9 protein-coding genes and 1 rRNA gene (1 of these 10 only partly in view) are annotated in these 12,083 nt (G+C 56.6%); 7 read left to right on the top strand and 3 right to left on the bottom strand.

Features of this window, described 5'->3' with window-relative positions:
• From K3169_RS28675 to K3169_RS28685, 3 genes are all read right to left on the bottom strand, one after another.
• A 16S ribosomal RNA gene (locus tag K3169_RS28675) occupies nucleotides 1-735 on the bottom strand; it reaches 804 nt to the left of the window's first position.
• Nucleotides 736-1,298: 563 nt separating this feature from the next.
• The gene (locus K3169_RS28680) at nucleotides 1,299-2,519 is read right to left on the bottom strand and encodes a CaiB/BaiF CoA transferase family protein (RefSeq protein WP_263269235.1); all 1,221 of its coding nucleotides are present in this window, start codon (nucleotides 2,517-2,519) and stop codon (nucleotides 1,299-1,301) included.
• 11 nt (nucleotides 2,520-2,530) lie between these two features.
• Nucleotides 2,531-3,712, bottom strand: coding sequence for an acyl-CoA dehydrogenase (locus tag K3169_RS28685; protein ID WP_263269236.1), 1,182 nt, complete (start codon nucleotides 3,710-3,712; stop codon nucleotides 2,531-2,533).
• A 153-nt stretch (nucleotides 3,713-3,865) separates the two neighbouring features.
• Here K3169_RS28685 and K3169_RS28690 point away from each other — a divergent pair, with 153 nt between their 5' ends.
• The 7 genes from K3169_RS28690 (at nucleotide 3,866) to K3169_RS28720 (ending at nucleotide 12,015) form a co-directional block, all read left to right on the top strand.
• On the top strand, nucleotides 3,866-4,777 hold the full coding sequence (locus K3169_RS28690) for a LysR family transcriptional regulator (RefSeq protein WP_263269237.1): 912 nt from the start codon (nucleotides 3,866-3,868) through the stop codon (nucleotides 4,775-4,777).
• A 424-nt stretch (nucleotides 4,778-5,201) separates the two neighbouring features.
• Nucleotides 5,202-6,323: a Re/Si-specific NAD(P)(+) transhydrogenase subunit alpha gene (locus K3169_RS28695; protein WP_231672799.1), complete on the top strand. Its 1,122-nt coding sequence runs from the start codon at nucleotides 5,202-5,204 to the stop codon at nucleotides 6,321-6,323.
• A gap of 10 nt (nucleotides 6,324-6,333) precedes the next feature.
• Nucleotides 6,334-6,654 carry an NAD(P) transhydrogenase subunit alpha gene (locus K3169_RS28700; RefSeq protein WP_027899877.1) on the top strand — a complete coding sequence of 107 codons (321 nt, stop codon included), beginning with the start codon at nucleotides 6,334-6,336 and terminating at the stop codon, nucleotides 6,652-6,654.
• Nucleotides 6,654-8,099 (top strand): NAD(P)(+) transhydrogenase (Re/Si-specific) subunit beta, encoded by a 1,446-nt coding sequence (locus K3169_RS28705; RefSeq protein ID WP_122708642.1) that lies wholly within the window; start codon nucleotides 6,654-6,656, stop codon nucleotides 8,097-8,099. Before K3169_RS28700 ends, K3169_RS28705 begins: the two co-directional genes overlap by 1 nt.
• 181 nt (nucleotides 8,100-8,280) lie before the next feature.
• Nucleotides 8,281-9,774, top strand: coding sequence for an acetyl-CoA hydrolase/transferase family protein (locus K3169_RS28710; protein ID WP_231674947.1), 1,494 nt, complete (start codon nucleotides 8,281-8,283; stop codon nucleotides 9,772-9,774).
• 317 nt (nucleotides 9,775-10,091) lie between these two features.
• On the top strand, nucleotides 10,092-10,307 hold the full coding sequence (locus K3169_RS28715; protein ID WP_027899874.1) for a DUF1127 domain-containing protein: 216 nt from the start codon (nucleotides 10,092-10,094) through the stop codon (nucleotides 10,305-10,307).
• Between the two features lie 514 nt (nucleotides 10,308-10,821).
• Nucleotides 10,822-12,015 (top strand): MFS transporter, encoded by a 1,194-nt coding sequence (locus K3169_RS28720; RefSeq protein ID WP_263269243.1) that lies wholly within the window; start codon nucleotides 10,822-10,824, stop codon nucleotides 12,013-12,015.
• Nucleotides 12,016-12,083 lie beyond the last annotated feature (68 nt).

Below are 12,083 nucleotides of genomic sequence, written 5' to 3' on the forward strand. Positions count from 1 at the left end.
GGTGGTCGCCTTCGCCACTGGTGTTCCTTCCTATATCTACGCATTTCACCGCTACACAGGAAATTCCACCACCCTCTACCATACTCTAGCTTGCCAGTTTTGGATGCAGTTCCCAGGTTGAGCCCGGGGATTTCACATTCAACTTAACAAACCACCTACGCGCGCTTTACGCCCAGTAATTCCGATTAACGCTTGCACCCTCTGTATTACCGCGGCTGCTGGCACAGAGTTAGCCGGTGCTTATTCTGTCGGTAACGTCAAAACACTTACGTATTAGGTAAATGCCCTTCCTCCCAACTTAAAGTGCTTTACAATCCGAAGACCTTCTTCACACACGCGGCATGGCTGGATCAGGCTTTCGCCCATTGTCCAATATTCCCCACTGCTGCCTCCCGTAGGAGTCTGGACCGTGTCTCAGTTCCAGTGTGACTGATCATCCTCTCAGACCAGTTACGGATCGTCGCCTTGGTGAGCCATTACCTCACCAACTAGCTAATCCGACCTAGGCTCATCTGATAGCGCAAGGCCCGAAGGTCCCCTGCTTTCTCCCGTAGGACGTATGCGGTATTAGCGTCCGTTTCCGAGCGTTATCCCCCACTACCAGGCAGATTCCTAGGCATTACTCACCCGTCCGCCGCTCGCCACCAGGTACAAGTACCCGTGCTGCCGCTCGACTTGCATGTGTTAGGCCTGCCGCCAGCGTTCAATCTGAGCCATGATCAAACTCTTCAGTTCAAACATCTTTGGGTTTTGAGAAAACCCTAAACTTGGCTCAGCAATCGTTGGTTATTTCTTTGATTTCTCGCGGAGTAACTTACGATGCTGATAATCTGTTGACTTCAGTCTGACAGCGCAAGCACCCACACGAATTGCTTGATTCAATTGTTAAAGAGCGGTTGGTTAAGATCTTTCGTCTCAACCGAGGCGCGCATTCTACAGCAGCCTCTGTATCTGTCAAGCGGTTATTTTAAGAAGTTTTCAAAGTTTCCTTATCAACTTCAACCACTTGCGCTTCGATCAACATCACATTGCTCGTTAGCGGGAGGCGAATTCTACAGCGTTACAACCTGCTGTCAACTGCCTTTTTCACCGCTTTCGATCAACTTCATCGAAGCCTCTTCTATGCCAACCGAATCGTCCAACTCATTGATTAACAAGGAGTTTTTCGTTCTGTCTGCGCCAGAAGAGGTGCGAATTATAGAGAGATTAGAGAGGCCGTCAACCCCTAATTTTCACCTTTTAATGAAAAACCTTAAAACACCTCTCTCTTCTATATAGAGAGCCTATATATAGAAGCACTAAAGCACGCCACCCTGCCTCAGCCTGGCCACCTCCGCCGTGGGCAACCCCAGCACCCGCTCAAGTACCTCGCCAGTATGCTCACCCAACAAAGGAGGCGCATGCCGATACTCAACCGGGGTCGCAGACAAGCGTATGGGACTGGCCACCTGCGGCACACTCCCGGCTAACGCATGAGGCAGACTCGTTACCAGCCCTCGCGCCCGCACATGCGGATCATCGAACACCTGAGCCAAATCATTGATAGGCCCGCAAGGCACACCCGCCGCTTCAAGCTCGCTCACCCACTGCGCAGTGGTCTTGAACACAGTCGCCTGACGAATCAGAGGGATCAGCTCTGCCCTGTTAGCGACCCGCAGCTTATTAGTCAGGAATCTTGGATCGTCAGCCCACTGCGCCTGTCCGGCCACTTCGGCAAATTTCCTGAACTGGCCGTCATTACCCACCGTAAGGATGAAGTCGCCATCAGCCGTGGGAAAGTCCTGATAAGGAACGATGTTCGGATGCGCATTCCCCAACCGGGTAGGAGCAATGCCGGTAGTCAGGTAGTTCAACGCCTGATTCGCAAGACAGGCCACCTGCACATCCAGCAACGCCATATCGATATGCTGACCAAGCCCGCTCTGATCACGGTGCGCCAAAGCGGCCAGGATCGCCGTGCTGGAATAAACCCCGGTCATAACGTCCGTCAGTGCGACACCCACCTTTACAGGACCCGCCCCCTCCTGATCATCCGCACGCCCGGTCAGGCTCATCAATCCGCCCAACCCCTGAATCATGAAGTCATACCCGGCGCGCTTGGCATAAGGACCGGTTTGCCCAAATCCGGTTATCGAGCAATAGATCAAACCGGGATTGATTGCGCTCAACGAGGCGTAGTCCAGACCATAGGCAGCCAGACCTCCGACCTTGAAGTTCTCAATCACGATGTCGGACTTTGCTGCCAGCTCCCTGACCAGCTTCTGCCCTTCGGGCATAGTCAAGTCGATGGTGACTGACTGCTTGTTGCGATTAGCCGACAGGTAATAAGCAGCCTCACTGGTGCTCTCGCCCTGAGCATCCTTCAGAAAGGGAGGCCCCCATGCGCGAGTGTCATCACCACTGCCCGGCCGCTCGACCTTGATGACCTCAGCACCCAGGTCGGCCAGGATCTGCCCCGCCCAAGGCCCGGCCAACACCCGAGACAAATCCAGAACACGGATATGCGATAGCGCCCCCATTGCCAGCCTCCTTAATAGAAGGCCTGAATGCCGGTCTGCGCACGGCCGAGAATCAGCGCATGCACGTCATGAGTCCCTTCATAGGTGTTCACCACCTCAAGGTTAACCAGATGCCGGGCAATGCCGAACTCGTCAGAGATACCGTTACCGCCTAGCATGTCGCGAGCCATACGGGCGATGTCCAGGGACTTGCCGCAGGAGTTACGCTTCATGATCGAAGTGATTTCAACTGCTGCCGTTCCTTCATCCTTCATTCGCCCCAGGCGCAGACAACCTTGCAGCGCCAGGGTGATCTCGGTCTGCATGTCGGCCAGCTTTTTCTGGATCAACTGATTGGCCGCCAATGGACGCCCGAACTGCTGCCGATCCAGGGTGTATTGCCGAGCGGTATGCCAGCAGAATTCAGCGGCCCCCAGAGCGCCCCATGAGATGCCATAACGGGCTGAATTAAGGCAAGTGAAAGGCCCTTTAAGGCCGCGCACATCCGGGAAGATATTCTCCTCAGGAACAAAGACGTTATCCATGACGATCTCGCCCGTGATGGAGGCGCGCAAACCGACCTTGCCATGAATTGCCGGAGCGCTCAGCCCGGCCCAACCCTTCTCAAGCACAAAGCCGCGAATGTCTCCTTCGTCGTCCTTGCCCCAGACCACGAACACATCAGCGATCGGACTGTTAGTAATCCACATCTTGCTGCCTGAAAGCCGGTAGCCTCCGTCGACCTTCCTTGCCCGGGTAATCATCGCACCAGGGTCAGACCCGTGATTAGGCTCAGTCAGACCAAAACAGCCAATCCATTCGCCGGACGCGAGCTTGGGCAGATACTTCTGCTTTTGCGCTTCGGTACCAAACTCGTTGATGGGCACCATCACCAGAGAAGACTGCACACTCATCATGGAACGGTAGCCAGAGTCGATCCGCTCTACTTCCCGTGCGATCAACCCGTAGCAAACATAATTAAGGCCGCTGCCACCGTACTCTTCCGGAATAGTCGCCCCGAGCAGACCAACGTCACCCATTTCACGAAAGATCGCAGGATCGGTCTGCTCATGACGGAAGGCTTCAAGCACTCTGGGTGCCAGCTTGTCCTGAGCGAATTGCGCCGCGCTTTCGCGCACCATGCGCTCTTCTTCGGTGAGCTGCTGATCCAGCAACAGGGGATCAATCCAGTTGAAGCTTGCCTTGCCAGCCATGAGCCATCCTCAATCGTTGAAATAGTTATGGACTGATCCTAGACCGGGCGCAGCAACCTCACAAACGATGAATCCGCACGCTATTGTGCTAATTTCTCACTCCGAAACTCATAACAAGAACGATACTGGCTGTGATTAGTGAGGTCTTCGTACATGCGCCGCAAAATCCCCAGCACCGCCGCACTGGTCAGCTTCGAGGCAGCAGCTCGCCATGAAAGCTTCACCAAGGCCGCTGAAGAACTTTCCCTCACTCAGAGCGCCATCTGCCGACAGATCGGTAGCCTGGAATCCTTCCTCGGTATAGAACTGTTCAGGCGCTCTCGGCGAGGAGTGAAGTTGACCGAAGCGGGCTTGTCCTACAGCAGACGTGTCGCGACGCAACTGGATGCGGTGGAGCGCGACACCTTGTCAGTTATGGGCAATCAGGGCGCCAACGCGATAGAACTGGCAGTCGTCCCAACCTTTGGCACCCAATGGCTATTGCCCCGCCTCAAAGATTTTCAGCAGAGTCAGCCTGACGTCACAGTAAACCTCACCAATCGCACTCGCCCGTTTCTGTTTGCCGATACCGACTTCGACGCTGCTATCTACTTTGGCGATGCGGAATGGCCAGGCACCGAGTCGCACCGACTGATGGGCGAAAATCCCCTACCGGTCTGCAGCCCGGCACTGTTAGGAAAAGGAAGCCAGCTTGACCCGGCAGAAATCGCGACATTACCGCTGCTGCAGCAAACCACTCGCCCCTACGCTTGGCGACAATGGTTCAGCGGGCTAGAGATGAACGTCGCACGGGACATGACGGGCCCACGCTATGAGCTGTTTTCGATGCTCGCTCAAGCTGCCAGCCACGAAATGGGCATCGCCCTGATCCCGCCCTTCCTTATCCAGCGAGAATTGAAAGAACAGCGGCTGGTGATCGCCAACCCGCACGCACTTGCCAGCCCCAAGGCGTACTACCTGATGATTCCGGTGCGCAAAGTGGAATCGGCATCACTAGGCGCATTTCGCGACTGGCTCGTAGAGCAAGCCAGGACTTACGAGCACGAAAGCTTTAGAAAGATCTGATAGCTGTGTAGTCATACCCCCATAAAACCTACAGATATACGTTTTTGTCGCATAAACGCCTTCTTATCCCCGCACGAAAAATAAGGCCTCTAGGCCGCAATCTGCCTGATTCCCAGCCATATTCTCTCGTCACACCCATGATTCCAGAACTGAATTCAGGGTTTTCTGATATTTCGACTACTTTCCCTGTAAGGCCCAGCAATTAAGGGCTCAAAGCCGAATGATGCGACATTTGGTCACGGGATGACTTGTAGTTAATTTATCGTCTCGTTACAAAATGAATTGAAGGCACCAAACTTCGCCTGCAAAATGCCGCGCCCCGCCCGGAAATGGCGGGATCATGCTGATCGGCAGCCCCAGTCGTACTTGCTGAAGTGCGCTGGCCTAATTGAAGAAAACAAGAAGATCACGCAGGAGATTACACGTGCACATTGGCGTTCCTCTCGAGACCCAGTCGGGTGAAAAGCGGGTTGCTGCAACCCCTGAAACCATCAAGAAGCTGATCGCCCAAGGCCATCGGGTTACGGTGCAAAGTGGGGCGGGCATCACTGCCAGCGTCACGGACAGTGCTTATGAAGCAGCAGGCGCCACAATGGGTGCCGCAGCTGAAACCCTGGCTGCCGAGCTGCTGCTCAAGGTCTGCGCGCCGAACGACAGCGAACTGGCGCAGATCAAGCGCGGTACGATCGTTATCGGGATGCTCAACCCCTTCAACAGCGAAACCATCGGCAAAATGGCTGAGCAAGGCATCACCGCTTTTGCTCTGGAGGCTGCACCGCGCACTTCCCGCGCGCAAAGCCTCGATGTGCTGTCCTCCCAGGCCAACATTGCGGGCTACAAAGCCGTGCTGTTGGGCGCTCATCACTATCCGCGTTTCATGCCGATGCTGATGACTGCAGCGGGCACCGTCAAAGCTGCACGAGTACTGGTACTCGGCGCTGGCGTGGCTGGCTTGCAAGCTATCGCTACCGCAAAGCGTCTCGGGGCGGTTGTCGAGGCCTCCGATGTGCGTCCAGCGGTGAAGGAGCAAATCGAGTCTCTGGGTGCCAAGTTCATCGACGTGCCTTACGAAACCGATGAAGAGCGTGAATGTGCCGTCGGTGTGGGTGGTTACGCCCGCCCGATGCCCGCCAGCTGGATGCAGCGTCAGGCGATTGCAGTGCATGAACGCGCCAAACAGTCGGACATCGTCATCACCACCGCGTTGATCCCTGGCCGCAAAGCGCCGGTATTGCTCAGCGCAGAGACCGTCGCCGAAATGAAGCCTGGCTCGGTGGTAATCGACCTGGCGGCAGCCCAAGGCGGCAACTGCCCGCTGACCGTAGCCGATCAGGTTGTCGTCGAGCACGGCGTCACGCTGGTGGGTTACACCAACCTGCCCGCTCTGGTCGCCGCAGACGCCTCGGCGCTGTACGCCCGCAACCTGCTGGACTTCATGAAGCTGCTGTTCGACAAGGACGGTCAGCTGCACATCAACCTGGAAGACGACATTGTTGCCGCGTGCCTGATGTGCCGCGACGGCCAAGTCATCCGCAAGAACGGCTGAGGATAAAACAATGGAAGAGCTGATCTCCCCAGGTATCTACAACCTGATCATTTTCGTGCTGGCGATCTACGTCGGTTATCACGTGGTCTGGAACGTAACGCCAGCCCTGCACACGCCGTTGATGGCGGTGACCAACGCTATCTCGGCGATCGTCATCGTCGGCGCCATGCTCGCTGCCGCGCTAACCGTGACACCACTGGGCAAAACCATGGGCACCCTTGCGGTCGCTCTGGCAGCCGTCAACGTGTTCGGCGGCTTCCTTGTCACCCGGCGCATGCTGGAGATGTTCAAGAAAAAAGCGCCGAAAGCCAAAGATGAGGTAGCGAAGTAATGAGCATGAACCTCGTCACCTTGTTGTACCTCGTTTCGGCGGTCTGCTTTATTCAGGCTCTCAAAGGTTTGTCGCACCCAACAACGTCACGTCGCGGCAACCTGTTCGGCATGCTCGGCATGGGCCTGGCCGTCGTAACCACCATTGGCCTCGTTTACAAGCTGGCAGCCCTGTCCGACACCACGGCTGGCATCGGCTACATCGTGATTGGCCTGCTGGTCGGCGGCACTGCTGGCTCGATCATGGCCAAGCGCGTTGAAATGACCAAGATGCCTGAGCTGGTGGCTTTCATGCACAGCATGATTGGCCTCGCAGCAGTGTTCATCGCTATTGCTGCCGTTGTTGAGCCGCAGTCTCTGAATATCGTGAAGAATCTGGGCGATGCCATCCCTGCGGGTAACCGTCTGGAGCTGTTCCTGGGCGCGGCCATTGGCGCAATCACCTTCTCCGGCTCGGTGATCGCTTTCGGCAAACTCTCCGGCAAGTACAAGTTCCGCCTGTTCCAGGGCGCACCGGTACAGTTCGCCGGGCAGCACAAACTGAATCTGGTCTTGGGTCTGGCGACATTGGCGTTCGGCCTGTTCTTCATGTTCACCGGTAACCTCGCCGCATTCGCTATTATGCTGGCTCTGGCCTTCGTGATCGGTGTGCTGCTGATCATCCCGATTGGCGGCGCAGACATGCCTGTCGTTGTGTCGATGCTCAACAGCTATTCGGGCTGGGCAGCGGCCGGTATCGGATTCTCCCTGAACAACTCGATGTTGATCATTGCCGGCTCGCTGGTAGGTTCCTCCGGCGCGATCCTGTCGTACATCATGTGCAAAGCCATGAACCGCTCGTTCTTCAACGTGATTGGCGGCGGCTTCGGCGGCGCGACTGACGCTGCAGGCCCGGCAGGCGCCAAAGAGGCCCGCCCGGTGAAATCCGGCTCGGCCGACGACGCGACCTTCCTGCTGACCAACGCCGACACCGTGATCATCGTTCCGGGCTACGGTCTGGCGGTTGCCCGGGCGCAGCACGCGCTTAAAGAGCTGACCGAGAAACTGACTCACCACGGCGTCACCGTGAAGTACGCGATCCACCCGGTTGCCGGACGTATGCCAGGCCATATGAACGTCCTGCTCGCCGAGGCCGAAGTACCTTACGACCAAGTGTTCGAGATGGAAGACATCAACTCCGAGTTTGGTCAGGCGGACGTGGTGCTGGTGTTGGGAGCGAACGACGTGGTCAACCCGGCCGCCAAGAACGATCCCAAATCGCCGATTGCAGGCATGCCGATTCTGGAAGCCTTCAAGGCCAAGACCATCATCGTCAACAAGCGCTCGATGGCCAGCGGTTATGCCGGCCTGGACAACGAACTGTTCTATCTGGACAAAACCATGATGGTCTTCGGCGACGCCAAAAAGGTGATCGAGGACATGGTTAAGGCGGTCGACAACGCGTAGTCTCCAGGCGCGTTTAACCCGGGCCCCGGCGCAAAAACGCCGGGGCTTTTTACATTCTGCGTAACAGTGTTTTGCGTTGAAACCCGCTAATTAGAGCCTCCAATGCGACCTTGGTAGCGGGACGAACACAGTCCAACTCTCTAGACTTGGACTTCGCTTCCACCTCCGAGACAAGAATCCCATGTACCGTGATCGTATCCGCTTGCCTTCCCTGATGAACAAGGTCATGAGCGCGGCTGATGCTGCCGCCTTGATTCAGGACGGCATGACCATCGGCATGAGCGGCTTTACCCGCGCAGGTGAAGCCAAAGCCGTGCCCCACGCACTGGCCGAACGCGCAAAACTGTCGCCGCTCAAGATCAGCCTGATGACCGGCGCCAGCCTGGGCAACGACCTGGACAAGCAACTGACCGAAGCCGGCGTGCTGTCGCGTCGCTCGCCATTTCAAGTCGACAGCACGCTACGCAAGGCTATTAACGATGGCTCGGTGATGTTCATCGACAGCCACCTGTCCGACACCGTCGAGCAACTGCGTAACCGGCAGATCAAGGCCGTCGATCTGGCAGTCATCGAATGCGTAGCGATTACCGAAGAGGGGCACCTGGTACTCAGCACCTCAGTGGGCAACTCTGCCAGCTTTGCGATTCTGGCCAAGGAAGTTATCGTCGAGATCAACCTCGCCCAACCGTTGGAGCTGGAAGGCCTGCACGACGTCTATATTCCGAGCTATCGCCCTACCCGCCTGCCCATTCCAGTGCTGCAAGCTGACACGCGCATCGGCAACCCGGCGGTACAGATCGATCCGGCAAAAATCGTCGGCATCGTGATCAGCAACCAACCTGATTCGCCCTCAACAGTATTGCCGCCGGATTTGGACACCCAGGCCATCGCCAATCACCTGGTGGAGTTCTTCAAAAACGAAGTGCGCGAGGACCGGCTGACCAACAAGCTGATGCCGTTGCAGGCCGGGATTGGCACCATCGCCAATGCCGTCATGCATGGCCTGGTGGATTCGCCTTTCCATGACATGACCATGTATTCGGAGGTTCTGCAGGACTCGACATTCGAACTGTTCGACGCGGGCAAACTGAGCTTCGCCTCCGGCAGCTCCATGACCCTTTCCGCCAGCAAACACGCCGAAGTGTATGCCGACTTCGGGCGCTACAAATCGCGCCTGATGCTGCGCCCTCAGGAGATCTCCAACCACCCGGAAATCATCCGTCGCCTGGGCATCATCGGCATCAACACCGCCCTCGAGTTCGATCTGTACGGCAACGTCAACTCTACCCACGTCTGCGGCACTCGCATGATGAACGGCATCGGTGGCTCGGGGGATTTCGCCCGCAACGCGCACCTGGCGATCTTCGTGACCAAATCCATTGCCAAGGGCGGGGCGATTTCAAGCGTCGTGCCGATGGTCAGTCATGTGGACCATACCGAGCATGACGTGGACATCCTGGTGACCGAGCAAGGCCTGGCGGATCTTCGTGGCCTCGCCCCTCGGGAACGCGCCAGAGTGATCATCGACAACTGTGTGCATCCCGCTTACCGAGACGCCCTCAACGCCTACTTCGCCGCCGCTTGCCTTAAAGGCGGACACACCCCGCACGTACTGCGCGAAGCACTAAGTTGGCACGCTCGCCTGGACGAAACGGGCAGCATGCTGCCCATCTAGGCAAACAGTTGCGAGGCAGCAATACAGTTTTCTGCCTCGCAACAACATGCAAAAAGACAATACTGAAAAAACTGTACTGCTGTACCGGTCTTTTGAAGGGGGTAAAACAGGGTTTTCACCAAATCAGCGCACAAAATGCACTGAAAACGTGCAGACCGATACAGTTGCCCCAAATAGGAACAAAACAGTGCCTTTAAACAGTTAACTGAACTCGCACAATACAGTTGAACTGTGTCTAGAGAGACTGGCCAACTCGGAGGAAGATGGGCACCAGTTAAATCACTCTCTAGCCCGCCACAAGCGGAAGGATGCACACCATGGAACGTACACTCAGTTCCGACCTTTTCCACGAAAACACCGCTACAACCGCAAAAGCTGCATGGCCTCTTCGCGCTTTCGCTAACCTGATGCTTTGGCAACGTCGCCTGTCCAGCCGCCACCAATTGGCCCGCCTGGATGCACGTCTGCTGGCTGACGCAGGTATCAGCGAATCGCAACGTTACGAAGAGCTGAGCAAGCCGTTCTGGCGCTAAGTGGCGCACGCTGGTCCTGACCTCCCAAGGTCACTCACCAGCAACCCGAATTGCTTCATACAAGACCCGTCGCAGGTAACTGCCGACGGGTTTTGTCATTTCTGGAGTATCAAAAACTCTGACCATATTCCTTTGCCCCCCGTCCCGCAGCAAACACTGGACTGTAGGAGTGAGCTTGCACGCGATTGTCTAGTGGTCGACGAATGCATCGCTTGGACTGACGCTATCGCGAGCAAGGTGGAGCGCCACCCCGGTAACTCCTACAGGAAGAATTCCAAATCAGGCGGCCGCATTCTGGTGATGAGAACTGCGATCCAATTCGAGACATTGGATTGAGGTGAGCGCTTACGGACAGGGATCAAAGCTCTAGCGCCAGAGCGATACAGTTTCACAATTCCTAAAATCATCAAGTACAGTTTGTTATAAATCCCCTGATCTTCACTCCGCCACTTACCCAACTAACTCCATGCGCGTCAGTGCTAAAAAGCCAGAACCACCACGCATGGATACGCGCATGACCCATTCTCCACCCAGCCAGCCTTCAAGCTTTGGCGCCTTCTGCATCGCAAGCCTGCTGCTTTCGGTCTCCTATGGCTCAACCTTCCTCCTGACGCTGCTGATCAAATCCTTCGGCGGGGATGAGCGCTATGCAGGCCAGGTAATTTCCGTCGCGATGATCAGCACGATTGCAGCTGTGCTGGGCTCTGGGCATCTGACCGATAAATGGGGGCCTGCGCGCTGTATCGCCTTGGGGGCAAGTTTTCTGGCGGCAGCCTCTCTAGGATTCGCAACTGCAGATAGCCTCGGCCCCTGGCTGATGATTTGCGCCCTGATGCTTGGCCTCGGTTGGGGAGTCTTTTATACCTTGGGGCCCATTATGGTCGCGGGTATGGTTGAACCCGCTCGCCGCAGCCACAGCTTTGCGTTGCTCTCCGGCAGCATGCTGACTGGTATTGGCTCCGGGCCTTTGGCAGGGAAACTCGCGGGTTACTTTGGGCTGCCGATCCAGACCGCTTTTTTCTGTGCTTCGGCCATGGCGGTCGCAGGTGGACTGTATTTCTGGCGGACGGGACAACGCACGCACGCGAACGCCTCATCCGCAGATCGCGCACAGATCGGCCTGGACTCTGCGATCAAGGTTTTAACCTCCCGAGCGGCCTTCTCCATTCTGATGGTCGGGCTTGGCGGGGCGATTTTCGGCGGCCTGGGCAGCTTCCAGACCAGCTACGCCTCCAGCCTGGGACTTGATTACTCGGTGTTCTTCATCTGCTTCATGGGTGCAGCCATCTGCTGCCGCTTGCTGATTGCGAGCTGGGTGGTCAAGCGCAACCCTTTTGCAGCGTCCTGCGTGTTGAGCGCCATCATGCTGATTGCCGTCGTCGGCTTTGGACAGTGGGTCCATGACACCGTTAGTTACGGCTTGGCGGCCGTCATGCTGGGCGTCGGTTATGGCCTCAACTATTCAGTCATCAACGGACTTGCTGCTAATGAAGCACCTTCCGGGCTCACAGCGCAGTCGTTACTGCTCTTCAGCCTGGCTTATTTTCTGGGCGTGTTTGGCTTTCCCTTCCTCGCAGGCAAACTCATCGTCCATGGCGGGGTCAATGGAATGCTGTTCAGCACCGGTTTGATTGCCCTGCTGGTCTGGGTCATCAGCCTGGGCAGATGGCTCAACGACGCTCGGCTGGCCATTGCCCGCAGAGCCTAGGACACACTGTCTACAGCGCTGCCATGCTAGGCTTGGACAGTCCCGTACGATCAGTTCTGTCACGGCCT

The sequence above is a fragment of the Pseudomonas phytophila genome, assembly GCF_025643095.1.
Taxonomy (GTDB): domain Bacteria; phylum Pseudomonadota; class Gammaproteobacteria; order Pseudomonadales; family Pseudomonadaceae; genus Aquipseudomonas; species Aquipseudomonas quasicaspiana.

What these genes read in the sequence shown, in the direction of transcription:
- K3169_RS28680 (WP_263269235.1), bottom strand. Translation starts at nt 2,519, where the DNA reads ATGGGGGCGCTATCGCATATCCGTGTTCTGGATTTGTCTCGGGTGTTG.
- K3169_RS28685 (WP_263269236.1), bottom strand. Translation starts at nt 3,712, where the DNA reads ATGGCTGGCAAGGCAAGCTTCAACTGGATTGATCCCCTGTTGCTGGAT.
- K3169_RS28690 (WP_263269237.1), top strand. Translation starts at nt 3,866, where the DNA reads ATGCGCCGCAAAATCCCCAGCACCGCCGCACTGGTCAGCTTCGAGGCA.
- K3169_RS28700 (WP_027899877.1), top strand. Translation starts at nt 6,334, where the DNA reads ATGGAAGAGCTGATCTCCCCAGGTATCTACAACCTGATCATTTTCGTG.
- K3169_RS28705 (WP_122708642.1), top strand. Translation starts at nt 6,654, where the DNA reads ATGAGCATGAACCTCGTCACCTTGTTGTACCTCGTTTCGGCGGTCTGC.
- K3169_RS28710 (WP_231674947.1), top strand. Translation starts at nt 8,281, where the DNA reads ATGTACCGTGATCGTATCCGCTTGCCTTCCCTGATGAACAAGGTCATG.
- K3169_RS28715 (WP_027899874.1), top strand. Translation starts at nt 10,092, where the DNA reads ATGGAACGTACACTCAGTTCCGACCTTTTCCACGAAAACACCGCTACA.
- K3169_RS28720 (WP_263269243.1), top strand. Translation starts at nt 10,822, where the DNA reads ATGACCCATTCTCCACCCAGCCAGCCTTCAAGCTTTGGCGCCTTCTGC.